This window comes from Herbaspirillum sp. GW822-FHT03A08 (genome assembly GCF_058801885.1).
Genome location: NZ_JBXANR010000004.1, coordinates 187,292 through 211,763 on the forward strand (window position 1 = coordinate 187,292; position 24,472 = coordinate 211,763).

Here is a 24,472-nt window from a genome sequence, read left to right on the forward strand (position 1 = left end):
ATTATTTACCGTTGGCTGCAGCAACAACTTTTTGCGCAGCTTCTTCCATGCTGTCTGCCGAGATGATTGGCAGGCCGGAGTCGGCCAACAGCTTCTTGCCGATTTCTTCGTTGGTGCCCTTCATGCGCACAACCAGCGGCACTTTCAGGGAAACAGCCTTGGACGCAGCGATCACGCCTTCAGCGATCACGTCACAGCGCATGATGCCGCCGAAAATGTTGACCAGGATGGCTTTCAGTTCAGGGTTCTTCAGCATGATCTTGAATGCTTCAGTAACCTTCTCTGTTGTCGCGCCGCCGCCCACGTCCAGGAAGTTGGCAGGCTCGCCGCCGAACAGCTTGATGGTGTCCATGGTGGCCATGGCCAGACCGGCGCCGTTGACCAGGCAGCCGATATTGCCGTCGAGGGAGATGTAAGCCAGATCGAACTTCGATGCTTCGATTTCAGCCGGGTCTTCTTCGTCCAGATCGCGGTAAGCGACGATTTCCGGATGGCGGAACAGGGCGTTGGAGTCGAAGTTGAACTTGGCGTCCAGAGCGATAACCTTGCCGTCGCCGGTCAGGATCAGCGGATTGATTTCGGCCAGCGATGCATCGGTTTCCCAGTAAGCCTTGTACAGACCTTGCAGTTGCTTGCGTGCATCAACAACGGAAGCGGCTGGAACGCCGATCTTGGTGGCGATGCTGTCAGCATCAGCATCGGTCAGGCCGGTAGCCGGATCGATAGCGATCTGATGGATCAGTTCCGGATGGCTTTCTGCGACTTCTTCGATGTCCATGCCGCCTTCGCTGGAAGCCATCAGGACCACACGTTGGCTCACACGGTCAGTGACCATGGAAACGTACAGTTCTTTCTTGATGTCTGCGCCTTCTTCGATCAGCAGGCGACGCACCTTTTGGCCTTCTGGACCGGTTTGGTGAGTAATCAGCTGCATGCCGAGGATCTGATTGGCGTATTCCTTGACTTGCTCCAGGGACTTGGCAACTTTCACGCCGCCGCCCTTGCCGCGGCCACCCGCGTGGATTTGCGCCTTGACGACCCATACCGGACCGCCCAGCGTTTCAGCTGCCTTGACAGCGTCTTCGACGGATTGGCACGGAATGCCGCGTGGAACGGTCACGCCAAATTGGCGGAGGATTTCTTTGCCCTGATACTCATGGATTTTCATGGGAGCTTCCCTTTAAGACACTATTAAATAAAACTTACTGGATTGAAATCCGGCTGGCGGCAGAACCGCACGGCGCGAATGGAGGCAAGAACCCGCGATTGCGCAGCCCGCCCGAACGGGGGCACGCCGAAGCTGGAAAGCCTCGCGGATTGCTTAGTAGAAGGTGCAGACAGTGCGTTGGGCATAGAGAATGCCATTTGATCAACATTAATCGTTGTCGCATTGCGTGTCGTCATCGCAAAGATTGCCATGACAGCCGCTAATGCGGCGCAGCAAAAACCCGGAGATTTTAGCACAGCTCCGCCCGGCTAGGCAGTCGGATCAGCCACTACCGGGTATTTTGCAGAGATTCATGTCAGTGGAAGACAAGGACGAATTGCAGAATCACCTGAAGCGCACGTCCTTCCGCAAGACTTCGGGATTAACGGCTAACGTCCGGGGAAAGCATCACGGTGCGGCCGGTTGTCAACGACGCTGATTAATCATCATCGTGAGGCTCATCGCTCCACGCCGTTTTGACTGCGGCCTGAATCGCCCGATGAGAAAAACCGCGTTGCTGAAGGAAGCGCATGCACTTGGCGCGTGTCTCGGCATCTTCCGGCGCTGCTGCGTACTTGCGACTCAAGACCTCGCGAGCCCTCTGCGTCTCGCCTTGAGCAAGTTCAAGCTTCGCATCACCCAGCGCTTCGCCGTTGATGCCGTGGCTTTTCAGCTCAGACAAAATGCGATTATTGCCGTAGCGGCCCGCGCGCCGATGCACCAGCGATTCGGAAAAACGTTCTTGCGAGAGAAATTTGGATTCTTGGAGCCAGTTGAGCAAGGCTTCGATATCGTCGTCATCTTGCGCGTAAGGGGTTAGCTTACGCGCAAGTTCCAGACGACTATGCTCACGTGAAGAGAGATATTTGAGCGCTCGTGCCTTCAGGCTGAGTTGCGGCCTGGGCATCGGTTACACCGTCGCGATCGTTGCAACCGACAAGACTCGAGCGAGGTACAACGACATCAGGATTCTTCGGCGGCTACGTTCTTTGCAGAACCTTTGCCTGTTGGCGCCGGCGTTGCAGCGGCCGGAGCGCCTGCTGCTGCCAACTCAGGCACGCCCAGGGAAGCGCGTACCTTGTTTTCGATTTCGCGTGCCAGTTCAGGACGCTCTTTCAGGTAGTTACGCGCATTGTCCTTACCCTGGCCGATGCGTTCGCCGTTATAGCTATACCAGGCGCCCGACTTTTCAACGATCTTGGCGTCGGCGCCCAGATCGAGGATTTCACCTTCGCGCGATGTGCCTTCGCCATAAAGAATGTCGAAGTGCGCTTCGCGGAACGGCGGTGCGACTTTGTTCTTGACTACCTTGACCTTGGTTTCACTGCCGATGACTTCGTCACCCGACTTGATCGAACCGGTGCGGCGAATGTCCAGACGGACGGAAGCATAGAACTTCAGCGCATTACCGCCGGTGGTCGTTTCCGGATTGCCGAACATGACGCCGATCTTCATACGGATCTGATTAATGAAGATGACGGTGGTATTCGTGCGATTGATGCTGCCGGTCAGCTTGCGCAGGGCTTGCGACATCAGACGCGCTTGCAGGCCTGGCAGGGAATCACCCATGTCGCCTTCGATTTCAGCACGTGGCGTCAGCGCGGCGACCGAGTCAATGACAATCAGGTCAACACCGCCGGAACGCACCAGCGCATCCGTGATTTCCAGCGCCTGTTCGCCGGTATCCGGTTGCGAAATCAGCAAATCGGAGAGATTCACGCCCAGTCGTTGAGCGTAGGTCACGTCCAGCGCGTGTTCCGCATCGATAAAAGCGCAAGTGCCACCGATTTTTTGCATTTCAGCAATGGCTTGCAGCGTCAGCGTGGTTTTACCCGACGATTCAGGGCCGTAGATCTCAATCACGCGACCGCGTGGCAGACCGCCGACGCCCAGCGCGATGTCCAGTCCCAGAGAACCGGTCGACACGACCTGAATCTCTTCGACAACGGCGCCATCTTCCATGCGCATGACCGAGCCTTTGCCGAACTGCTTCTCGATTTGCGCCAGAGCAGCGGCGAGTGCCTTGCCCTTTTCCGAGTTACTGGCATTCGTGGCTTTTTTATCGTCCATAGGAGTTTCTTTCAGCAAGGAGAATCGTCTGGATCCGCGAATCCGCAGATCAATGAATTGGTTAAGCAGTACTGTATAAAAAAACAGTTGTTCGTGCAAGCACTTTTTCTGCTGTTGCAGATTTGCGCTAAAAACAACGTTATGCCCTGAAGGCACCACGGCGAAAGAAATCAGCCTGCTTCTTATGTCTGTTAGTATCGCGCTCCCGATTATAGCCGCCCTGCCGCCGTCATTTCATACCTGCTTTGTTGCAACACGACAAGGAAGGCAGGACAAAACGACGCACCGCAGTGAGGAAAATGCCTTCAGCCTCTATAATTTGAACAAATTGCGTTAAATACCCGTTTTTTCCATGGGTATTCACCGTATCTGATATACATTTCTAGCTAGTAATATTACGTTTTTTCGTATCGCCCCTTATGACCCTGGTTCCATTCAGCCGTATCAGCAGCCTGCGTTCGCTCATCATTGATGACATGCCCACCATGCGCCAAAACATTCGCATGCACCTGGGACAGCTTGGCATCACGAAAGTCGACCAGGCCGGCACGCCCGATGAAGCGATCCGCTTCGTGGAGGCGGCTGCCTACGACCTGATCGTCTGCGACTACAATCTGAACAAGGAAACCAACGGTCAGCAGTTGCTGGAGTTTTTCCGCACCCAACACATGTTGCCGCCGACCACCATGTTCATCATGGTGACGGCGGAAAGCGGCTACAACCTGGTGGCCAGCGCCGCCGAGTTTCAGCCAGATGCGTACATGCTCAAGCCGCTGACGGCTTCCAAACTGGCCGAGCGTATCGATCGCCTGCTGGAAAAGCAGAACGCCCTGCTGCCGATCAACGAAAAACTCAAGCGCAAAGATCAGGCCGGCGCCATCGTCGAGTGCGACAACGTACTGAAGGTTGCGCCGAAGTGGATCGTCGACATCCTCAAGACCAAAGGCAGCCTTCTGATTGAGCTGCGCCGCATTGAAGAAGCTCGCGCCGTGTATGCGCAAGCGCTGGAAATGCGCGACGATCTGGTCTGGGCGAAGGTCGGCATGGCGCGCTGCAATATCGTCGCCGGCCAGCTGGATGATGCCAAGATATTGGTGCAAGACGTGCTGGCGCAGAATTCGCAATACATTGAAGCCTACGACCTGCTGGCGCAAATCGAAGAAGCCCAGGGCAATCAGAATGAAGCGCTGGACGCCTTGTCGCGTTCGTCGGAAATCATCCCTTCCGCGCGCCGCAGCCGGCTGGTCGGCGATGCAGCTTATCGCGTCGGCGATCTCGAACAGGCCAAGACCGCCTTCGATCGCGTGCTCAAACACACCAAGGGTTCGCTGACGGCGCAACCGAGCGACTTGCTGACGCTGGCGCAGGTGCACGTCGACACCGGTGACGCCGAAGGCGCGCTGGAACTGTTGGCCGCCGCGCCAAAGCGCTATGCCGAATCGAAGATGTTCACCTCCGCGCAATCGGCCGTCGCTGCCCAGGCGCACGTGCAGCGCGGCGACATGATTTCTGCCGAAAAAGAATTTGAAAGCGCGATGAGATCGGCCGGCGGCGTGCCCTCCGAAATGGCCACGTTGGCGCTGGCGCGCGCGGCCTTCTCGATGGGCCGCGATGACGAAGGCGCCGAACTGATCTCCAAGGCCGTGAAGTCGGACCACGAAAACAAAACGCTGCAGGCGCTGGCGCGCAAGGTGTTGATCGACAGTGGCCGCGAAAACATGGCCGACGAACTGGTCGACGGCGCAGTCAAGCAATGTATGTCGATCATCTCGGAAGCCAACGCGCTCATGCGCAGCGCCAAGCCCGACGAATCGCTGGCCAAGCTGGAAGAAGCGCTGCACAGCATGCCGGAAAACACCGGCGTCCTGATGGCCGCCGCCCAGCTGCACCTGCTGTGGATGAGCCAGCGCGGCATCCATCAGGAATACGTCAAGCGCGTCAATCGCTACCTCAACACTCTAGATCGTCTGATACCGGGCAATGACCGCGTCAGCAAGATGCATAAATTTTTACGCGAAGCGGTAGCAAAAGCCGCTCAGAAAAGCTGACCATGGATCCCAAACTTGCTGCGATTATTGTTCACGACATCAAAAACTCACTCGGCGTTCTCGAAGGCCAACTGCGCATGCTGGCAGACGGCGCGACCGACGAACGCGCCGGCCAGGCACATACCACCTGCCTGACCCTGCAAGAAAAGCTGATCGGTTTCCTGACCTTGTACAAGGCCTCGTCGCAAGGTCTGACTGCGCAAGTTGAAGCGCTGTCGCCGCAGGACTTCCTGGAAGGATTGCTGCGTCACCTGACCATCAACCAGACCGGCCTGGAAGTCGTCATCAATCAAGAAGGCATGCCGCTGATTGCCTTCTTCGATGAAAACCTGGTCGGCCTGGCGCTGGAAGCCGCGCTTCAGAACGCCACCCGCTTCGCCCGCACGCGCATCGAGCTTGGTTGCCATAAAGACGGCAGCGGCGTGGTGTTCAGCGTCCGCGACGACGGTCCCGGCATCGGCACGCACGAAGCCAAGCCGTCGACCGGCCTCGGCATGGATCTGTGCAAAGCCATCGCCAGCGCCCATCACAAAGGCGACAAAAAAGGCGAAGCCCTGCTCGCCAACCACCCTGACGGTGGTGCCCAATTCGAATTGCGCTTGCCGTAATTCACCCGACTTCATCCGGCGTCTGCCCCGAAGGCGCGCCGGATCGATCCTCCGCATCTCCTGCAACACATGCGCTAAGCAAATAAGCAAGCGCGAAAAAAATCGTTCTTTTCGCCGGACTTCGTCCGTAAAGTCGATCCCAAAGTGGCTGCAATTGCCTGTCAATTGCCGGCCCGGATTCGACCAAAAAAGGGAAAAGAACAACATGGACCGCCGTCGCCTGCTCCAGGCCATTGCTCTGCTCAGCGCCACCGGCAGTGCAAGCCTTGCATTGCCCGTCTTTGCACAAAGCGCCAAAACCTCACCCACGCCGCTGCGTATCGGCTATCAGAAATCGTCAACGCTGCTCACCATCATCAAGAGCAACGGCACGCTGGAAAAGCTGCTGGCGCCGCTCAACGTCAAGATCAGCTGGCATGAGTTTTCCAGCGGTCTGCCGTTGCTGGAAGCGCTGAATGTCGGCGGCGTCGATCTCAGCGCAGACGTAGCCGACACCGTGCCGGTGTTTGCGCAGGCAGCGGGCGCGAAACTGACCTACGTGGCGCAGGAAGCGCCCTCGCCATCTGCGCAAGCCATCGTCGTGCGCGCCGATTCGCCAATCAAGACCGTCGCCGATCTCAAACGCAAAAAAATCGCCGTCACCAAGGCGGCCGGCGTGCATTACCTGCTGATTGCGACACTCGAAAAAGCAGGACTGAAATTCAGCGACATCGAGGTCGCGTATCTGACCCCGGCTGATGGCCGCGCCGCGTTTGAGCGCGGCAGCGTTGACGCCTGGGTCACCTGGGATCCTTTTCTCGCCGGCGTACAGAAACAGGCGCAGGTTCGCGTTCTCTCGGATGGCCGCAATGTCGCCGACTATCAACGCTACTATCTGGCGTCGACGCCATTTGCGGAAGCGCATCCCGACGTACTGGCCATCGTGTTCAACGAACTGAAGAAAACGGGATTGTGGGTGCGCCAGAATCCGAAGGAAGCCGCCACCTTCCTGGCGCCACTCTGGGGCCTGGATGCGCCGACCATCGAACTGGCGAACAGCCGTCGCAGCTACGATGTGCGGTCGGTGGTAGTGGGCGCACTGGGTGAACAGCAACGTATCGCCGATACGTTTTTCGCTGCCGGTCTGCTGCCGAAGAAGGTCAATGCGACCGACGTGGCAATCTGGAAACCGGCTTAAAAGAAGAACATGGACTGGCTCGACGCAACCACGGCGGCACTGGCGATCATCGCCGTACCGCTGGCGTTGCGTTTTCCCTTGCGCACAAAAGAAGATCCCTTGTCGTGCGATTGCACGGCAAGGGATGCCAGAGACGCAAGAAACATACGGGATGTGGAAGATGCGCCAGGCGCAGCTGACTCAACGGACCAGTACCGAATCATTCCTCAGGAAGAAGAGCCGGCGCAAGAACGGCAACCCGACAGACGACCGCCATCCCATCTCGGTTCTCGCTGACGCGACGCGCACGAGACGTCAACTTCCATTTGTCATGCAAGGCTGGCGCGCACGCTGATGTCGGCCTTCAGCACCTTCGACACCGGACATCCTTTCTTTGCCGCATCAACGGCCTCATCGAACTTGGCCTGATCCGGATTCTGCAATTTGGCCTTCACGTCCAGCACGATGGACGTGATGGAAAAGCCATCCTCAACCTTTTCCAGCGTCAGCGTGGCGTTGGTATCGATACGCTCGACGCCGAGACCGGCCTTGCCCAGACGGCTCGATAAGTCCATCGAAAAACAACCGGCATGCGCCGCCGCGATCAGCTCTTCGGGATTGGTGCCGACGCCGTTTTCAAAGCGCGTGGAAAACGAATACTGCGTCGCGTCCAGCGTCTTGCTCTCGGTGGTCAATGATCCCTTGCCGTCTTTCAGACTGCCGTTCCAGACGGCGGAAGCTTGTCGTTGCATGGTGTTCTCCTTTTGCACAAAATAACATCATGCGGCCACGGCGGATCAGGCGGCATCAGACAAGCCCGCAACCCGGCGTAGGAGAGGCGGAAATGACCACTCATAAAAAAAGCCGCTCCGAAGAGCGGCTTTTCAGCTTGATCGGAGGAAAGTATCCGACCAGCGATCAACACATTACGACAATTGCTGGATACCGGCCAATACCCAACCGCCGTTGCCGGAGACAGGTTTGGAGAGGTTCCAGATTTCGTTGAACTGCGTTGGCGACGAGGCCGGATCTTCCTTGATGAAACCAAAGAATTTCACGCTGGCCAGGTAGTCGTTGCCGACCGTTTCGACGCCCAGCATGTCGGCATCCAGCGAGACCACGTCGGTATGGTTGGCCGATGCGCCGCGTTCCTGCAATTGCAGCTTCAGCTCGCCGAACATTTCCGGCGTGGTGAATTCGCGGATGTCATTGGCGTCGCCCTTGTCCCAGGCAGCTTGCAGACGGATAAAGTAAGTCTTGGCATTGCGCACAAAACCAACCGTATCGAAGTCGGCAGGGATACCGTAAGACGATTGCTCCGCTGCCGCCGCACCCATGCCGACGGCCGTAGCACCGCTACCGAAGGAAGTGCCTTGCAGCGCCTTCGGCGGCTGTGCCGGTTCCAGCAGGGAACCGATCGCCGGCGTGGAGTTGCCGCCTTGGTCAGCACCCGGCGCCGAAGCCGACGCATAAGCGGGACGCTCGCTGCTGTTGCCTTCCGATTTGCGGCGGAACATGCGGTAGATGAACATCGCGGCGAACGCCAGCAAGGCCACCATCAGAATGGTGCTGATCATGCTGGCCATGGCGCCGCCGAGACCGAAGTGCGACAACAATGCGCCCAGACCCAGACCCAGCAGCGCACCGCCGAGAATGCCCTTCCAAGGGCTAGGCTTAGGTGCGGCGGCAGCTGGTGCTGCAGCCGGCGCAGCAGGCTTGGCAGGCGCGGCCTGGTTCTGCTGCATCGGGCTTTGCGCCTGACGGCTAGCGCCCGACGACTGCTTGCCGAACGAGCCGCCGCCGCCGAGACGCTTGGCCTCAACGCTGCTTACGCCAATTGATAGGGTCATCGCAGCCACTATCAGCGCGACAAATACTTTTTTCATGCTATCTCCTGAGATGGAATGTGATGCGAAGGCGGTCGCATCGGCCGTAAAGCAATAAAAACCGGTAGTGAAACAACCCAGGTCAAGGCATCGGATCAGATGCGGCAGGCGCAGCGAACACAACGCAAACAATCACAAAACAAGATGAAGAAGGCGCGTGCCGTCAGCTATCGCCGCACTGCGGACGAAGACCGGGGATTGCCGCGAGCGGCAAGAAGGGAATCAGACCCGCGGCGGACGGCCGGCGGGAGGAAGGAAAGGTGGTTGGCGCGCATCGTCGCTATGCAGCGCCGGCGCCAGAGTCGCCGAGTCAACGATGAAAGCCAGTGTCGGATTGAGCACGGTTTCGTCGCCGATGCCGGCGTGATTGGAAAAATCTTCGCTGTCCGCATACGACGTGTCGTCGTCACGGTCGGATTGATCAGCCGGCATGGCCTGGTCGTCGGATGTCATCTGGCCTGCGCCGGCGACTTCCATCAACTGGGCCTGCCTCTCCAGCTGCACTTCCAGCATTTGCCGTTGTTGCACCTGCAACTCCAGCGCTGCGGAGTCAATGCCGGTCTTGTACGTCAGCATCCCTGCAAAGACTTGCATGGGCAACAGAAAGATCAACAAGAGGGCAAACAGGCGTTTCATTGAGGTTTTGAGACAAGTAACCTGAAAATTATACCAAGAGTCAGGTCAGATGCGGGCATTACGCTGATATATCAAGGGCTTGAGAAGAAAATAAGGTCGCCTTGACTAACCGCAAAGCCAGCACGATTATGCGTTGCAATGGACCTCGATTTAGTAGAATATGCAGAAAAATACTGCATTATTCCTATAAAACACGAGACAACGCCGCATACTCCTGCGGATCTAACCATGCGTATCCTGCTTGCAGAAGATGACAGTGTCCTGGCCGATGGTTTGACGCGTTCGCTGCGTCACTCGGGTTATGCGGCGGATTGCGTCAAGAATGGCGTGGAAGCCGATTCCGCTTTGTCCACACAAGACTTTGATTTGCTGATCCTCGATCTGGGCCTGCCCAAGATGTCCGGACTGGAAGTGCTGCGCCGCCTGCGCGCGCGCAACTCCCGGTTGCCGGTGCTGATCCTGACCGCCGCCGACTCGGTCGAGCAGCGGGTGCAGGGTCTCGACCTTGGCGCCGACGATTACATGGCCAAGCCGTTTGCCCTGTCCGAACTGGAAGCCCGCGTGCGGGCTTTGACCCGTCGCGGCGCCGGCGGCGGACCGACGGTGATCAGGCATGGCTCGCTCAGCTACGACCAGGTCGGCCGCATCGCCTATATCGGCGAACAAATGCTCGATCTTTCTGCACGCGAACTGGGGCTGCTCGAAGTATTATTGCAGCGTACCGGACGGCTGGTTTCCAAGGAACAGCTGGTGGATCATCTATGCGAATGGGGCGAGGAAGTCAGCAATAATGCGATCGAAGTCTATGTCCACCGTCTGCGCAAGAAAATCGAAGTCGGCGGCATCCGCATTGCGACGGTGCGCGGACTCGGCTATTGCCTGGAAAAACTGCCCGATTCCATCGCCAGCGCCGGCATTGCCGCCAGCGTCTGACGCCCGCTTTCACTTTTCTCCGTTGAACGATCTTTGCGGTGGCGCACTCGCAGGTGACATCCATGCCTGACGCGCGCGACGCCGCCGGCGGCGCAACTTCGCCGCCTACCTCCGCCAAAGGCAAACGCCGCACCGCCATCGCCACCCAGCCGGAAGAGCGCATCCAGCGTTCGCTGTTCGGCGAAATTCTCGACTGGATGCTGGCGCCGTTGCTGCTGCTGTGGCCGATGAGCATCGCCATTACCTACCTGATCGCGCAATCGATCGCCAACCAGCCGTTCGACCGCGCGCTGGAAGACAGCGTCACCGTGCTGGCGCAACAAGTCTCCGAAATCAACGGCAAGACCGTGGCGCGCCTGCCGGTGTCGGCCCGCGATCTGCTGCGCGCCGACGACATCGACAATATCTATTTTCAGATCACCGGTCCGCGCGGCGAGTTCGTCGAGGGCGACCGCGACATGCCGCAACCGACCACCGACGACGACAAGCTGACCATCGGCACGGTGATGTTCCGTAACGACATCCTGCACGGCAATGACGTGCGCATCGCGTATACGCAAGTCGATCTGCGCCGCACGTCGGAGCAGCGTGCCGCGTCCTCGAAAGAACCGCGCCTGGCGACCGTGCAAGTCGGCGAGACGCTGGAAAAACGCGCGCAGCTCGCCAATGAAATCATCAAGGGCGTGATCCTGCCGCAGTTCGTCATCCTGCCGGTGGCGCTGGCGCTGGTGTGGTTTGCTCTCTCTCGCGGCTTGTCGCCGCTGTCCGAGCTGCAGCAACGCATCCGCGCGCGACGCCCGGACGATCTCAGTCCCATCGACTCAGGCCAGGTGCCGGAAGAAATCTCGCCGCTGGTGCGCTCGCTCAACGATATGCTGGCGCGGCTGTCGCAAACCATCGCGCTGCAAAAACGCTTCATCGCCGACGCTGCGCATCAGATGAAGACGCCGCTGGCCGGCATGCGCATGCAATCCGAACTGGCGCTGCGCCAGACCGATCAGGCCGATGTTCATCGTTCGCTGGAACAGCTCGCCAAGAGCTCGGAATCCGCGACGCGCCTGGTCAATCAGTTGCTGTCGCTGGCGCGCGCCGAGAACCAGACGCCGGAGACCTCACCCTTCCAGCCGCTGGAGCTGTCCGAGCTGGCGCGTACGGTGGTGCAGGACTGGGTGCCGATGTCGTTCACCCAGCGCATCGACCTGGGCTTCGAGCAGCCCGGCCATCCGATCATGATTTCAGGTAATCCGGTCATGCTGCGCGAGTTGCTCAACAACCTGCTCGACAACGCCTTGCATTACACGCCGCCGCTGGGCAGCGTGACGGTGCGCGCACGCGACGATGAAGAAAGCGGCCTGGCCTTCCTCGAAGTGGAAGATACCGGCCCCGGCATCGCACCGGCTGAGCGCAAGCATGTCTTTGAACGCTTCTACCGCATCCTCGGCACGCATGCTGCTGGCAGCGGACTGGGCCTGGCCATCGTGCGCGAAATCGCACAGCAGCACGATGCCTCGGTAGAAATTCACAACAATCCGCGCAGTCAGGATCCCAAGGCGCCTGGCTGCCTGTTCCGGGTGGTGCTGCGCATGACGCCGCGCCAGGCTTTTATCGACGACATCGGCTGACATGACTGAGAAGACGCCTTCTGCTCCCTCCCTATCCGATACGCCGGCCACGTCGGCTGCAGCCGTTATTGCACCCATGACGCCGTCGGCCTATTGGGACAAGACACGTCGGCTGACGCTGGCTTTGCTGGTGCTGTGGTTTCTGGTGACCTTCGTCGCCGTGTTCTTTGCGCGCCAGCTCGACCGCGTCGTTCTGTTCGGCTGGCCGCTGTCGTTCTATATGGCGGCACAAGGCATCATGCTGGTCTACCTGGCCATCGTCGTGGTGTACACCATCTGGATGCGCCGCGCCGAACGCCGGCTGCATCTTCACAGTGAGCAGATGCATGGAGACTAACAAGCAGTTTTTCCGCCGCCTGAGCGCTTACTACGGCTGGTACACAATTGGCTTCATCCTGTTCCTGCTGGTGCTGGCTGTACTCGAGCATGAGGGCATGCCGCGCGCCTGGATCGGCTATCTGTTCATGTTCGTCACGATCGCCTTGTATGCCGGCATCGGTGTCGTATGCCGCACCTCCGACGTGCCGGAATACTACGTCGCCGGCCGGCGCGTGCCGGCGCTGTTCAATGGCATGGCGACAGCAGCCGACTGGATCTCTGCTGCGACCTTCATCAGCCTGGCCGGCGGATTGTATCTGCAAGGCTTCGACGGCCTAGCCTACATCATGGGCTGGACCGGCGGCTATTGCCTGGTGGCGCTGCTGATTGCGCCCTATCTGCGCAAGTTCGGACAGTACACCATCGCCGATTTCCTGGCGGAACGGTATGCCGGCCGCTATAGCGGCAACTTCGTACGCATCCTGGCGGTGATTGCGACGATCATCATTTCCTTCACTTATGTGGTGGCGCAGATTTATGGCGTCGGATTGATCACATCACGCTTCACCGGCATCGATTTTTCGATCGGCATTTTCCTCGGATTGGCGAGCATTCTGGTGTGCTCCTTCCTCGGCGGCATGCGGGCGATCACCTGGACGCAGGTGGCGCAGTACATCATCATTCTGTTCGCCTACCTGATCCCGGTAATCTGGCTGTCGGCCAAACATACCAGCGTACCGATACCGCAGGTCGCGTACGGCTCGGTGCTACCCAAATTGAACGCTGCAGAGAAGCGCATTGCCGACGATCCGAAAGAGAAGGAAGTCAGCGCCATCTTCCAGGCGCGGGCCGACGATTTCGACAAGAAGCTCAAGAGCCTTCCGCGATCATGGGAAGACGGCCGCATCGATGCGCAACATCACATCGAAGAAGTCAAACGCAACAGCCACGCCTCGCTGGCCGACATCAAGAGCGCCAGCCGGGCGCTGACGGCTTATCCGAAGTCGGTAGACGAAGCCGAGCGCAAATGGAATGACGCCAAGGCCTACAACCTCGCGCGCGCACAACCGCCGGTGTCGCAGACCGAGCCCTTCCCGGGCAAGGATGAAGACGCTTCCGAGATCAAGCGCAACAACTTCCTCGCGCTGGTGTTCTGCCTGATGCTCGGCACGGCGGCGCTACCGCACATCCTGATGCGCTACTACACGACGCCGACGGTGCATGAGGCGCGCAAATCGGTGTTCTGGACATTATTCTTCATCATGCTGATTTACATCACGGTACCGGCGCTGGCGATCCTGGTGAAGTACGACATCTATACCTCGCTGGTCGGGAGCAATTATGCGCATCTGCCGGACTGGGTGTATTACTGGGCCAACATCGACAAGGTCAATCCTCTGGTCAGCATCACCGACCTCAATCACGACAACATCGTGCAACTCGGAGAGATCGCCCTCGACGGCGACATCATCGTGCTGGCCACACCGGAAATCGCCGGCCTGCCCTATTTCATTTCCGGGCTGGTGGCCGCCGGCGGACTGGCGGCGGCGCTGTCGACTGCGGACGGATTATTGCTGACGATTTCGAATGCGCTGTCGCATGACGTGTATTACAAGGTCGTCGATCCGGCAGCTTCTTCGCAAAAACGGGTGACCATTTCCAAGCTGCTGCTGCTAGTGGTGGCGTTGCTTGCTGCTTATGCAGCGTCGCTGAAACCGGGCGATATTTTATCCATGGTAGGGGTGGCTTTCTCGCTGGCGGCATCGACCTTGTTTCCGGCGCTGGTGGCAGGAATCTTCTGGAAGCGTGCCAACCAGGCCGGCGCCGTGGCCGGCATCATCAGCGGCTTCGTCATGTGCGTGTATTACATGCTGCACACCCATCCTGCGTTCGGCGGTCATCCTGCGAACCAGTGGTTTCATATTGCGCCGATTTCCGCCGGTATTTTCGGCGTACCGGTCGGCGTTGCCGCGCTGCTAATCGTCAGCCTGCTGACGCCGCCACCGGATGAGCGAACCATTGCGCTGATTGATCATATTCGGACACCTTAGGGCTCACCGGGGCTCAGCGCGCAAACGGCAATCCCGGGACTTCTTCCGACGGCATCACTGTTACCGCCACATCCATCGTCTGCTGGCCGCCGCCGATCAGTACGCCGCGCAAGGGCGAGATGTCGAGGAAGTCACGTCCCCAACCAAGGGTGATGTGACTGATATCCGGGAAAATCCCATTCGTCGGATCGGCGTCAATCCAGGTCCCGGGCTGCCCATCGGCACCCGGACAATACACCGACACCCAGGCATGCGAGGCATCGGCGCCGATCAGACGTGCCTGCCCCGGCGGCGGCTGCGTCAACAGATAGCCGCTGACATAGCGCGCCGACAAACCCAGTGACCGCAGGCAAGACAGCATGAAGTGCGCGAAGTCCTGACACACGCCGCGCTGGTTGACGAACACGTCCGTCACCGGCGTCGATACCGTGGTCGCCTCCGGATCGAAAGTGAATTCGCTGAAGATCCGCTTCATCAGCCGATCAATGCCGGCCAGCAGCGGCAGACCGGGTGTGAAGCACTCTGCAGCATAACGCGCGAACTCGCGCTTGATACGGACATGCGAGGATTCGAACATGAAACGCGACGCTTCCAGCATATCCGGCGGCAGACTGTGGCCAGCACGGTAGGACAAGGTCTCCGCCACCTGCTCCCATGGCAGCGTGGATGCCGGCAAGAGACGCGGCGAAATCTCTACCCATGACTCCGCATACACTTCCAGACTGGTGTGATCCTGATCGAGAGAGAACGACTGCAGCGCATTGCCGAAGCTGTCGGTGTAAAGATTGATCAGGCTGGTCGGCCCGGGCAGGATATTGATGAAATGGGAAGTACACGTCTGCCACGGCAAGGAGCGCGGCGTCAGCCGCAGCACCTGATGCGACAGACGTACCGGGACCGCGTACCGATAATTGGTTTCATGAATGATGTGATAAGTCGCCTGGCTCATACTCATACCCCCTGACTGACAGGAGCAGTGAGCGGCGTGAAAAAATGCCGCGCCAGATCGTCGGTGAGCGAGAAACCGGCAGCCGTCGCTTCGCGCATAAGCTGCATGAGCCGCGCATTGGCAGCTTCGGAAGTCGCTGCGTCGCGAGAGAAATCAGGCAAGGCGAAACCGTTGAGCTGATCGCTCAGGTGCGCCGGAATATTCATGCTCAGGATGCCGAGTTGCTGTGCAATGTCGGTCAGGTAATGTTGCAGCATGCGGAACTGATAGGCGATGCTATGCGGATTGCTGACGTCGAACACCAGCAGGTGCAATACCTGCAGCCACTCCGGCGTGCGGCGATAGCGCACGCGATAAGTCACGATGCTGCTCGACGATTCCAGCAGCCAGGTGAGCGCGCTGTTCTGACGCGCCGGTTCGAGTTGCATGAACTGATCGAACAAAGTGGCCAGATGCACCATGCGTTCGATATGGCGGCCGATCATCAGGAACTGCCAGCCTTCGTCGCGCGTCATGTCGTCCAACGCATGGCCTGCCAGACCGGAACAACCCTGTATGACGTTGTTGAGCACGTGCAGCATGGCGGTCGGCGAGTTGATCTTGTCCTGCACCATCGGCGGCATGCGATTGAGCGCGTGCCAGTTGTCCAGCGAAAGATGCTCGCGCACCTGATAGCCGGAATGATGCAAGTGGCGCAGATGCGTGGCGATGCTGACGTTGGCGCTCGGATCGGAGATGGCCGCTTGCAGACTCTGCTGCAAGGCCGTGATGGTCGGATGCGCCTGCTCCGACTTCGGCATCAGGATACCGAGGCGGAAACACACTTCGCTGACGCTGCGCAGAATCGCGCGGTTCTCGCTTTGTGTTTCTGTCGTGCATTGCAGTGTCGTGCGCAACAGGCGCGCCAGGTTGTCGGTGCGCTCAGCGTAGCGTCCCATCCAGAACAGGTTTTCGCCGGCGTGAGAGGAAACATCTACGGTTGTACGGATCAGATCGGAGGTGCGCGATACCGGATCCGTCATGGCGCCCGGTCCGACAGCGACGCTGGTCTCTGCCGTAGCGGCGCCGGCGCCGGAAGAGTCGCCGTCGTCGCTGCGATCATTGAGCACCCAGACGTCTTTGCTGGTGCCGCCCTGCTGCATCGATACGACGTCGCGGCGCTGGCGGGGCGCCACGCGTGTGAGCCCGCCCGGCATGACGTGGTAGCCGCCCTCGCCATCAGCCACGGCGAAGACACGCAGGCTGATGGTGCGATTCATCAACCGGTATTCGCCGCTGCGCGATAACACCGGCGCCTGCGACAGGCGCACCCATTCCTGCGCCACATAAGCGTGCGGCTGTAGTTGCAGGCTCTCCACCAGACGGCGACGCGCCTGCGCATTCAAGGTGTGGCCGAACACCGGCTGCATGCGCATCGATGGAAAGGCCGGCATGATCACCAGTTCTTCCAGATGGGCGAGCGTGTATTCCAGCGCAGGCTTTTCGCCGCACCACCACGATGCTACCGCGGGCAAGGCCAGTTCTTCGCCCAGCAGGCGCTGGCAAATCGCCGGCAAAAATCCGTGCAAGGCAGTCGATTCCAGCATGCCGCTGCCGAGCGCGTTGGCAATCAGCACGTTGCCGGAACGCGCCGCCTGCGTCAGGCCGGGAATACCCAGCGCGGACTCGGAGCGCAGCTCCAGCGGATCGCAATAGTCATCATCGAGACGGCGCATGATCGCGTGCACGCGGCGCAAGCCGGTCAGCGTCTTCAGAAAGACCATGTCGCCGCGCACCGTCAGATCGACACCTTCGACCAGCGGAAAGCCAAGCGTGTGCGCCAGGAAGGCATGCTCCGAGTACGTTTCGTTATACGGCCCCGGCGTCAGCAGCACCACCAGCGGCGGCTCGCCGGACGTCGGCGCCAGACGTGTAAGGCATTGATGCAGCGCGTGGAAATAATTGAGCAGAGGCTGCACGTGCATGTCGCGCAAGGCCTCGGGCAAGGCGCGCATCATGATCTGGCGGTTCTGCAAAGCATAGCCGGAACCGGACGGGCCCTGCGTACGATCCGCGATCACCCACCATTTGCCATCGGCTGAGCGCGCCAGATCGATCGCATACAGATGCAGATGCACGCCGCCCGGCGGACGTACGTCGCGGCATGGCCACAGGTAGCCGTGCTGGCCGAACACCAGCGCCGGCGGCAACAATCCCTCGGACAGCAATTGCTGGTCGCCGTACAGATCCGCCAGTACGCCGTTGAGCAGGCGCGCACGCTGCGCGACGGCGCTCGACAACTTCCGCCACTCATCCGCGGCAACGATCTGCGGCAACAGATCCAGCTCCCACGGACGGTTGACGCCTTGCGGATCGGCATAGACGTTATAGGTCATGCCGTCGGAAGCAATCGCATCGCGTACTTCGTCGGCGCGACGGCGCATCATCTCGGGAGAAAGATTTTCCAGCTGATCGATCAGCGTGCGCCAGTGTGGGCGCAAACCGCCGTCGGCAGCCAGCATCTCGTCATAACGATCGGCGTCGGCAGTGTAGCTTTGCAGGAGGCGCTGATACATAGAATTTTGGGGCGCAACCGCCGCCGTCATGCGGTGAAGCAATGACGGACGGCGGCGGCTAAACAGGGTGCGTTAGAAATGTCTCAAGTCTAACGTAAATGGGAACTCGATTGACGGTCTTCCAGAGGTAACTTCCATCTTTCCCGGCGTGTGATTGAGACGGAAATAACGCGTCAGGCGACGGCTTTCCGCCTCAAAAGCATTGACCGGGAAGGTTTCGTAACTGCGACCGCCCGGATGCACCACGTGATACTGGCAGCCCCCCAGGCTGCGGCCGTTCCAGGTATCCACCAGATCGAAGGTCAGCGGCGAATCGATGCCGATGGTCGGATGCAAGGCCGACGGCGGCTGCCAGGCGCGGTAACGCACGCCGGTGACGAATTCGCCGACCACGCCGGTCGGTTGCAAAGGCACTGCGACACCGTTGCAGGTGAGCACATAACGGTCCTTCGCCATGCCGCTGACCTTGACCTGCAGCCGCTCCAGCGACGAATCGACGTAGCGCGCGGTGCCCGACGAGCTGCCCTCTTCGCCCAGAACGTGCCATGGCTCCAGCGCAGTGCGCAATTCCAGTTCCATGCCCTTGACCGCAAAGTCGCCGATCTTGGGGAAGCGGAATTCGAAATGCGGGGCGAACCATTCCGCCTGCATCGGATAACCGGCTTCCTGCATGTCGTCCATGATGTCGTTGAAATCCTGCCAGATGAAATGCGGCAACAGGAAACGATCGTGCAGTTCCGTGCCCCAGCGCACCAGGCGTTGCGGCTTGTACGGCGTCTTCCAGAAACGCGCCACCAGCGCGCGCAGCAACAATTGCTGCGTCAGGCTCATGCGCGCGTGCGGCGGCATTTCAAAGGCACGCAGCTCCAGCAGGCCGAGACGGCCGGTGGCGCTGTCGGGCGAATACAGTTTGTCGATGCAGAACTCGGCGCGATGCGTGTTGCCGGTGACGTCGATCAACAGATTGCGCAGCAGGCGATCGACCAGCCATGGCGGGCAGCCGCCCTTGGCGATCTGGTTTTCCATTTCGGCGAAGGCCAGTTCGATTTCCACCGTGGAGTCGTTGCGCGCCTCATCAATGCGCGGCGCCTGCGAAGTCGGGCCGATGAACATGCCCGAGAACAAGTACGACAGCGACGGATGGTTGTGCCAGTAGCTGATCAGGCTGCGCAGCAAATCCGGACGGCGCAGGAATGGTGAATCGCCGGTGGTTGCACCGCCCATCACCATGTGGTTGCCGCCGCCGGTGCCGGAGTGATGGCCGTCGAGCATGAACTTCTCGGTGGTCAGACGCGACTCGCGGCCGGCTTCGTAGAGATGCGTGGTCTGATCGACCAGTTCGGCCCAGTTGGAGGCCGGCTGGATGTTGACTTCGATCACGCCCGGATCCGGTGTCACGCTGAATTTGCGCACGCGTGGATCGTGCGGCGGCTCGTAGCCTTCCATCAACACCGGCTGTTTGAGTTCTTCTGCAGTGGCTTCGATGGCTGCAACCAGCTCAAGATAGCTTTCCATCCTGGCCAGCGGCGGCATGAACAGATACAGCACGCCATTGCGCACTTCTGCACACAAGGCGGTACGCGTGATCCAGTCGGCCGATTCGAAGGCGCCGGGGACGCCACCGGCTGCGCCAGTACGTGCACCGTTGCCCTTGCCATTGCCATTGCCGGTAGTCGCGGCGCCACGCTGCGTGGCGTAGTAATCCTGCAGGAAGGCGACCGACGTGGCGCCGGTCAGCGAGGGGCGCTTGGCGTATTGCAGACGGATTTCAGACGCTTGCGGCAGCGACTGGAATTGTTGCGACGGATCTTCCGGATACACATACGGATAGTCGGTGGATGTGACCCAAGGCTGAGAATCCAGCGGCAAGCGATACCCCAGCGGCGAATCGCCCGGATACAGGTAGCAGCGCTCGCTGCGCAGGAACCAGTCGCCGGTCTGCCAGCCGCTTTCGTCGGGACGGCGCGCCACCGGCAAAACGTGACCGGCGATCTTGTCGAGGCCTTGCGAGAACACGCGCAGCAGACGCGCGCGCTCCTGCTTGTCTTCCAGTTTGGAATCGAAAGGATCGACGTTGCCCGGCAAACGGCGTTCGCGCCACATGTAATAGAACACGTCCTCGTAGGCCGAGAATACATGCTTGCCGTCGAGCGACAAGCGCGCAGCGACGCCTTTGAGGAAGCGTTCGGTGATGTTGTCGTCGGTGACGTTGGGCTTGGTTTCGTCACCGATCAGATCGCGGTTGTTCCAGATCGGCTGGCCGTCGCGGCGCCAGTAGCAATTCAGCGCCCAGCGCGGCAGTTGCTCGCCCGGATACCATTTTCCCTGGCCGAAATGCGGCAAGCCTTTGACGGCGTACTTCTCGCGCATGCGATGGTAGAGATCGGCTGCCAATGGCTTCTTGGTCTCGCCCAGCGCGGCGGTATTCCACTCCGGCTCGTCGGGATGATCGAGCGCCACGAAGGTCGGCTCGCCGCCCATTGTCAGGCGCACGTCCAGCGCATCGAGATCGTCGTCGATGGCGTGGCCGAGTTCTTCAATCTCGCTCCATTGCGCTTCGGTGTATGGCTTGGTGACGCGCGGCGCTTCCCAGAAGCGCGACACGCTCATCGAATGTTCGAACTCCACTTCGCAAGGATCGACCATGCCGCTGACCGGCGCCGCCGATGACGGCTCGGGCGTGCACGACAGCGGGATATGGCCTTCGCCGGCGAACAGGCCGGACGTCGGGTCGAGACCGACCCAGCCGGCGCCCGGCAGATAGACTTCGCACCAGGCATGCAGGTCGGTGAAATCTGCTTCCGGTCCCGATGGGCCGTCGAGAGATTTCTGATCTGCGGTGAGTTGAATCAGATAGCCGGACACGAAGCGCGACGCCAGTCCCAGATGACGCAGCAATTGCACCAGCAGCCAGGACGAATCGCGGCATGAGCCGGAACCGATGGTGAGCGTCTCCTCCGGCGTCTGCACGCCGGGCTCCATGCGGATGGTGTAATCGACGAGGTCGGCCAGCTTTTGATTCAGACCTACCAGGAAATCGGCGCTGCGCACCTTTTCGCGCGGAATGCTGTCGAGCAGTTTCTGGAATAACGGTGTCAGCGGCAGCGTCTTGCGATACGGCGACAGTTCATTTTGCAACTCCTTGGCGTATTCGAACGGAATCTGCTCGGCATACGGCTCGAGGAAGAAGTCGAACGGGTTGATGACCGACATTTCGGCCACCAGGTCGACTTCGATACGGAATTCTTCGGTTTTCTCCGGAAAGACCAGGCGCGCCATGTAGTTGGCTTGCGGATCCTGCTGCCAGTTGATGAAATGCGGTTCCGGCAGGATGCGCAGGGAATAGCTCAGGATGCGGGTGCGGCAATGCGGGGCCGGCCGCAGGCGGACGATTTGAGGTCCAAGATTGATAGCACGGTCATAACGGTAAGACGTGACATGGTTCAGCGCCACATGAATTGACATGAAGATCCTTTACAACAAACAAGTTGAGCTGATGGATACGGTAGTGCCGGGCGTTGATGAACGACAGGCGATCCGATTGCAAGCTATCTGCTATCTGATCACCTGTGGTGCATATTAATGAAATCCCTCATGCGTGGGTAGATTTCATTTTCCCAGCGGCGTCCGTTGAACACGCCATAGTGGCCGACTGCTGTTTGCACATGGTGCAAACGCATGTAGGGGCGAATACTGCTGCACATATCTTGTGCAGCGACGGTCTGGCCGACGGCGCAGATGTCGTCTTTTTCACCTTCTACCGTGAATAATGCGGTGCGCCGGATAGCCTTGAGGTTGACCGGACGGCCTTTGTACTCCAGCAGGCCGAGCGGCAGCGCGTGTTCCTGGAACACGACGCGCACCGTTTCCAGATAAAACTCCGCCGGCAGATCAGACATGGCGAAGTATTCTTCGTAAAAAACTTTGATTGCCTCGGCTTTTTCGCTCTCTCCCTCGATGAGATAGTTGTACAAATTCCGAAATGCGTCGACGTGGCGGTTAATATTCATGTTCATGAATGCCGCCAGTTGCATGAAACCCGGATACACCCGGCGACCGCCGCCGGGATGGCGCGCCGGCACGGTACTGACCAGATTCTGTTCAAACCATTCAATCGGCTTGCTCTTGGCGAGCTCATTCACGGTTGTCGGATTGACACGCGTGTCGAGCGGGCCCGCCATGAGCGTCATGCTGCGCGGCTGGGCGGCGTCGTTGTCTTCCGCCATGACGGCGACGGCGGTGATGGCGGCAACGGTAGGCTGGCAAACCGCCACGATATGCGCGCCGGGACCGATGGTCTGCAGGAAGCGGATCAGATGGGCAACGTATTCGTCGAGGCCGAAGCGGCCGTGCTCAAGCGAGATATCGCGGGCGTTGTGCCAGTCGGTAATGTAGACGTCATGATCGCGCAGCAGGGTTTTGACGGTGCCGCGCAGCAAGGTGGCAAAGTGACCGGACATCGGCGCTACCAGCAACACTGCGGGTTGCTCGGCGGCGGTTTCCTTGCGAAAGCGCAACAGCGTGCAGAACGGCGTCTGATCGACGACCTGTTCCTGCACCGCAACGGTGCGACCACCATCCTCCACGCTGTCGATATCGAAAGGCGGACGCACGTGCGTGAGTTGCGTGCGGGCAAATACTTCATATGCGGCAGACATTTTTCGCAGCGTCAGACTGGACGGAAAGCCCGGCCAGCTATGCCCCAGAAACGGCGCGGCTGCGCGTGCCGAGGCCCGCAGCGGATCGGTGGCGTCGGCGTATTGCTGATATGCCTGGTAAATATTTGTCATAGAACTTATTCCCTCTATTCTCACCAGTCCTGCAATCGATGCAATATGCATGCCACTGACCTTCCACATGGTATGCCTGCACGCTTTCCGATGCGAGCCGCTGGCACGCCCTTTGCAAGTACCGAATATGCAACACCATGCCGTATCGGAAGTACCAAGAATCACGGACGCGTCCACGCAAACTGCGCGTCAAAGCATCGACGCGCCAAAGTCAAAGTACACACACATAAAGGACTGACATGCCTAAAACGACTTTGCGCATCACCAGCAAGAATTATTCTTCGTGGTCCATGCGTGGCTGGCTGCTCGCCAAATTTGCCGGGCTGCCGTTTCAGGAAGATATCGTTTCACCGGACGATCCGGATGCACGTGCCGAAATCCTGCTGCTGTCTTCATCCATTCTCGTTCCCAGCCTGAAGCATGGCGAAATCTTCGTCTGGGATACCCTGGCCATTGCCGAATACCTCAATGAAATCCGTCCCACCGCCAAGCTGCTGCCGGCGGACCAGGCGGCGCGCGCGCATTGCCGCGCGATCTGCGGCGAGATGCATTCCGGCTTCAGCGCCCTGCGCTCGGCGCTGCCGATGAACCTCAAGGCGCACTTCCCCAATTTCAAAGTCTGGTCGCGCGCGCAGGCCGACATCCAGCGGATTACGACCATCTGGAAAGAATGTCTGGCGACGTATGGCGGCCCCTACTTGTTTGGCGAACGCACCATGGCCGACGCCATGTATGCCCCGGTGATCACGCGCTTCATCACGTACGACGTCGCGCTCGAACCGATCTGCGCCGCTTACAGCAAGCGCATCATGGCCATGCCGGAGATGAAAGAATGGATTGCGGCCGCGCAGAAAGAGCCGGAAGATATCGATGAACTGGATGTGGAGTTTTAAGCCGTAATTTAAGCCGCAGCATCGGCCGATGTTGTGACGGTAGTTTTACAAAAAGCCTCACCGGGAAGAACAAGAGGAGACAGCACCAGCAACGTTATTCTCAATCGCGTCAAATGCGGGACGCCGCAGAAAGGATCAGTGTGATGAATACGATAGCCGAAACAAATCCGACAGCCTTGAATGTGTTCTCTCATGTCAGCGAGGGCGATACGCCGTTTGAATCCGGCGGCCTGCGCGACTTCTTCCTGTACCGGGACCTGGGCATTGCTGCGGCCACCGGCGGCCAGGTGATCGCCCAGCTGGTCAAAGCCAACATGGCGCCGGAAACCGGCACCGGCTGGCACCGGCATGAAGCCAATTTCCACATCGTGATCATGCTGAAGGGCTGGGCGCGCTTCATGTACGAGGATCAGGTGACGCTGGTGAAGACCGGCGACTGCGTGCACCAGCGACCGGGCATTGTGCACTTCCTGTTCGATTATTCGCCGGACATGGAGTATCTGGAAATCGTCAGCCCGGCCAATTTCACCACCATCGACATGCCTGCGCCGTGCGACGTTCCTGCGCCGACACCGTGGGCATGAACCAATTTTTGCGCTGAAAGGAAACCGCATTTTCAACGATCCATACCCTGTTATGGCGGCCATCGCTGGTACGAATCCAGGCCGGGACCTCACGCAATTTTCGCTGTCCAAAAGCAGAAATGGCGTGATAGTCTTAGTCTACGTTCACCAGCGATGAGGATGCCGG

20 protein-coding genes are annotated in these 24,472 nt (G+C 59.4%); 9 read left to right on the forward strand and 11 right to left on the reverse strand.

Going from position 1 to position 24,472, the window contains the following annotated elements:
* Position 1: 1 nt before the first annotated feature.
* The 3 genes from sucC to recA all read right to left on the reverse strand — a co-directional run bounded on the left by sucC (position 2) and on the right by recA (position 3,277).
* Positions 2-1,168, reverse strand: coding sequence for an ADP-forming succinate--CoA ligase subunit beta (sucC, locus tag AC1RN6_RS14060; protein WP_493006059.1), 1,167 nt, complete (start codon positions 1,166-1,168; stop codon positions 2-4).
* A gap of 478 nt (positions 1,169-1,646) precedes the next feature.
* Positions 1,647-2,114, reverse strand: a complete 468-nt coding sequence (recX, locus tag AC1RN6_RS14065; protein WP_493006060.1) for a recombination regulator RecX — start codon at positions 2,112-2,114, stop codon at positions 1,647-1,649.
* A 56-nt stretch (positions 2,115-2,170) separates the two neighbouring features.
* Positions 2,171-3,277 (reverse strand): recombinase RecA, encoded by a 1,107-nt coding sequence (gene recA / locus AC1RN6_RS14070; RefSeq protein ID WP_493006061.1) that lies wholly within the window; start codon positions 3,275-3,277, stop codon positions 2,171-2,173.
* Positions 3,278-3,696: 419 nt separating this feature from the next.
* On the opposite strand from recA, the gene AC1RN6_RS14075 reads away from it, so the two are divergent.
* From AC1RN6_RS14075 to AC1RN6_RS14085, 3 genes are all read left to right on the forward strand, one after another.
* Positions 3,697-5,325: a tetratricopeptide repeat protein gene (locus AC1RN6_RS14075; RefSeq protein ID WP_493006062.1), complete on the forward strand. Its 1,629-nt coding sequence runs from the start codon at positions 3,697-3,699 to the stop codon at positions 5,323-5,325.
* Between the two features lie 2 nt (positions 5,326-5,327).
* Complete coding sequence (locus AC1RN6_RS14080) at positions 5,328-5,933, forward strand: sensor histidine kinase (RefSeq protein ID WP_493006063.1); 606 nt, start codon at positions 5,328-5,330, stop codon at positions 5,931-5,933.
* Between the two features lie 205 nt (positions 5,934-6,138).
* On the forward strand, positions 6,139-7,110 hold the full coding sequence (locus AC1RN6_RS14085) for an aliphatic sulfonate ABC transporter substrate-binding protein (RefSeq protein ID WP_493006064.1): 972 nt from the start codon (positions 6,139-6,141) through the stop codon (positions 7,108-7,110).
* Here AC1RN6_RS14085 and AC1RN6_RS14090 read toward each other — a convergent pair.
* The 4 genes from AC1RN6_RS14090 to AC1RN6_RS14105 all read right to left on the reverse strand — a co-directional run bounded on the left by AC1RN6_RS14090 (position 7,107) and on the right by AC1RN6_RS14105 (position 9,611).
* The gene (locus AC1RN6_RS14090; RefSeq protein ID WP_493006065.1) at positions 7,107-7,256 is read right to left on the reverse strand and encodes a hypothetical protein; all 150 of its coding nucleotides are present in this window, start codon (positions 7,254-7,256) and stop codon (positions 7,107-7,109) included. The two genes, AC1RN6_RS14085 and AC1RN6_RS14090, sit on opposite strands and share 4 nt — an antisense overlap.
* 162 nt (positions 7,257-7,418) lie before the next feature.
* Entirely contained in the window at positions 7,419-7,841 is a 423-nt protein-coding gene (locus tag AC1RN6_RS14095; protein WP_493006066.1) for an OsmC family protein, read from the reverse strand.
* 174 nt (positions 7,842-8,015) lie between these two features.
* A complete protein-coding gene (locus AC1RN6_RS14100) occupies positions 8,016-8,975 on the reverse strand; it encodes a Tim44 domain-containing protein (RefSeq protein WP_493006067.1) in 960 nt (319 codons plus the stop codon).
* 222 nt (positions 8,976-9,197) lie between these two features.
* Positions 9,198-9,611 carry a hypothetical protein gene (locus AC1RN6_RS14105; protein WP_493006068.1) on the reverse strand — a complete coding sequence of 138 codons (414 nt, stop codon included), beginning with the start codon at positions 9,609-9,611 and terminating at the stop codon, positions 9,198-9,200.
* Between the two features lie 228 nt (positions 9,612-9,839).
* On the opposite strand from AC1RN6_RS14105, the gene AC1RN6_RS14110 reads away from it, so the two are divergent.
* From AC1RN6_RS14110 to AC1RN6_RS14125, 4 genes are all read left to right on the forward strand, one after another.
* Positions 9,840-10,544 carry a response regulator gene (locus AC1RN6_RS14110; RefSeq protein WP_493006069.1) on the forward strand — a complete coding sequence of 235 codons (705 nt, stop codon included), beginning with the start codon at positions 9,840-9,842 and terminating at the stop codon, positions 10,542-10,544.
* A 62-nt stretch (positions 10,545-10,606) separates the two neighbouring features.
* Positions 10,607-12,166 (forward strand): sensor histidine kinase, encoded by a 1,560-nt coding sequence (locus AC1RN6_RS14115; RefSeq protein WP_493006070.1) that lies wholly within the window; start codon positions 10,607-10,609, stop codon positions 12,164-12,166.
* A 1-nt stretch (position 12,167) separates the two neighbouring features.
* Complete coding sequence (locus tag AC1RN6_RS14120) at positions 12,168-12,503, forward strand: DUF4212 domain-containing protein (protein WP_493006071.1); 336 nt, start codon at positions 12,168-12,170, stop codon at positions 12,501-12,503.
* Positions 12,493-14,535 (forward strand): sodium:solute symporter family protein, encoded by a 2,043-nt coding sequence (locus AC1RN6_RS14125; RefSeq protein WP_493006072.1) that lies wholly within the window; start codon positions 12,493-12,495, stop codon positions 14,533-14,535. Before AC1RN6_RS14120 ends, AC1RN6_RS14125 begins: the two co-directional genes overlap by 11 nt.
* 13 nt (positions 14,536-14,548) lie before the next feature.
* Here AC1RN6_RS14125 and AC1RN6_RS14130 read toward each other — a convergent pair whose 3' ends face one another.
* From AC1RN6_RS14130 to AC1RN6_RS14145, 4 genes are all read right to left on the reverse strand, one after another.
* Entirely contained in the window at positions 14,549-15,490 is a 942-nt protein-coding gene (locus AC1RN6_RS14130) for a transglutaminase family protein (protein WP_493006073.1), read from the reverse strand.
* Positions 15,487-18,039 carry a circularly permuted type 2 ATP-grasp protein gene (locus AC1RN6_RS14135; protein WP_493006074.1) on the reverse strand — a complete coding sequence of 851 codons (2,553 nt, stop codon included), beginning with the start codon at positions 18,037-18,039 and terminating at the stop codon, positions 15,487-15,489. Before AC1RN6_RS14135 ends, AC1RN6_RS14130 begins: the two co-directional genes overlap by 4 nt.
* A gap of 72 nt (positions 18,040-18,111) precedes the next feature.
* Complete coding sequence (locus AC1RN6_RS14140; protein WP_493006075.1) at positions 18,112-21,504, reverse strand: transglutaminase family protein; 3,393 nt, start codon at positions 21,502-21,504, stop codon at positions 18,112-18,114.
* 98 nt (positions 21,505-21,602) lie between these two features.
* Entirely contained in the window at positions 21,603-22,829 is a 1,227-nt protein-coding gene (locus tag AC1RN6_RS14145) for a polyhydroxyalkanoate depolymerase (protein ID WP_493006076.1), read from the reverse strand.
* Between the two features lie 239 nt (positions 22,830-23,068).
* On the opposite strand from AC1RN6_RS14145, the gene AC1RN6_RS14150 reads away from it, so the two are divergent.
* Positions 23,069-23,722, forward strand: a complete 654-nt coding sequence (locus AC1RN6_RS14150) for a glutathione S-transferase family protein (RefSeq protein WP_493006077.1) — start codon at positions 23,069-23,071, stop codon at positions 23,720-23,722.
* 143 nt (positions 23,723-23,865) lie between these two features.
* The gene (locus tag AC1RN6_RS14155) at positions 23,866-24,306 is read left to right on the forward strand and encodes a cupin domain-containing protein (protein ID WP_493006078.1); all 441 of its coding nucleotides are present in this window, start codon (positions 23,866-23,868) and stop codon (positions 24,304-24,306) included.
* Positions 24,307-24,472 lie beyond the last annotated feature (166 nt).

What these genes read in the sequence shown, in the direction of transcription:
- AC1RN6_RS14090 (WP_493006065.1), bottom strand. Translation starts at nt 7,256, where the DNA reads ATGTTTCTTGCGTCTCTGGCATCCCTTGCCGTGCAATCGCACGACAAG.
- AC1RN6_RS14105 (WP_493006068.1), bottom strand. Translation starts at nt 9,611, where the DNA reads ATGAAACGCCTGTTTGCCCTCTTGTTGATCTTTCTGTTGCCCATGCAA.
- AC1RN6_RS14080 (WP_493006063.1), top strand. Translation starts at nt 5,328, where the DNA reads ATGGATCCCAAACTTGCTGCGATTATTGTTCACGACATCAAAAACTCA.
- AC1RN6_RS14140 (WP_493006075.1), bottom strand. Translation starts at nt 21,504, where the DNA reads ATGTCAATTCATGTGGCGCTGAACCATGTCACGTCTTACCGTTATGAC.
- recX (WP_493006060.1), bottom strand. Translation starts at nt 2,114, where the DNA reads ATGCCCAGGCCGCAACTCAGCCTGAAGGCACGAGCGCTCAAATATCTC.
- AC1RN6_RS14100 (WP_493006067.1), bottom strand. Translation starts at nt 8,975, where the DNA reads ATGAAAAAAGTATTTGTCGCGCTGATAGTGGCTGCGATGACCCTATCA.
- recA (WP_493006061.1), bottom strand. Translation starts at nt 3,277, where the DNA reads ATGGACGATAAAAAAGCCACGAATGCCAGTAACTCGGAAAAGGGCAAG.
- sucC (WP_493006059.1), bottom strand. Translation starts at nt 1,168, where the DNA reads ATGAAAATCCATGAGTATCAGGGCAAAGAAATCCTCCGCCAATTTGGC.
- AC1RN6_RS14155 (WP_493006078.1), top strand. Translation starts at nt 23,866, where the DNA reads ATGAATACGATAGCCGAAACAAATCCGACAGCCTTGAATGTGTTCTCT.
- AC1RN6_RS14120 (WP_493006071.1), top strand. Translation starts at nt 12,168, where the DNA reads ATGACTGAGAAGACGCCTTCTGCTCCCTCCCTATCCGATACGCCGGCC.
- AC1RN6_RS14145 (WP_493006076.1), bottom strand. Translation starts at nt 22,829, where the DNA reads ATGACAAATATTTACCAGGCATATCAGCAATACGCCGACGCCACCGAT.
- AC1RN6_RS14075 (WP_493006062.1), top strand. Translation starts at nt 3,697, where the DNA reads ATGACCCTGGTTCCATTCAGCCGTATCAGCAGCCTGCGTTCGCTCATC.
- AC1RN6_RS14115 (WP_493006070.1), top strand. Translation starts at nt 10,607, where the DNA reads ATGCCTGACGCGCGCGACGCCGCCGGCGGCGCAACTTCGCCGCCTACC.
- AC1RN6_RS14130 (WP_493006073.1), bottom strand. Translation starts at nt 15,490, where the DNA reads ATGAGTATGAGCCAGGCGACTTATCACATCATTCATGAAACCAATTAT.
- AC1RN6_RS14135 (WP_493006074.1), bottom strand. Translation starts at nt 18,039, where the DNA reads ATGTATCAGCGCCTCCTGCAAAGCTACACTGCCGACGCCGATCGTTAT.
- AC1RN6_RS14150 (WP_493006077.1), top strand. Translation starts at nt 23,069, where the DNA reads ATGCCTAAAACGACTTTGCGCATCACCAGCAAGAATTATTCTTCGTGG.
- AC1RN6_RS14125 (WP_493006072.1), top strand. Translation starts at nt 12,493, where the DNA reads ATGGAGACTAACAAGCAGTTTTTCCGCCGCCTGAGCGCTTACTACGGC.
- AC1RN6_RS14110 (WP_493006069.1), top strand. Translation starts at nt 9,840, where the DNA reads ATGCGTATCCTGCTTGCAGAAGATGACAGTGTCCTGGCCGATGGTTTG.
- AC1RN6_RS14085 (WP_493006064.1), top strand. Translation starts at nt 6,139, where the DNA reads ATGGACCGCCGTCGCCTGCTCCAGGCCATTGCTCTGCTCAGCGCCACC.
- AC1RN6_RS14095 (WP_493006066.1), bottom strand. Translation starts at nt 7,841, where the DNA reads ATGCAACGACAAGCTTCCGCCGTCTGGAACGGCAGTCTGAAAGACGGC.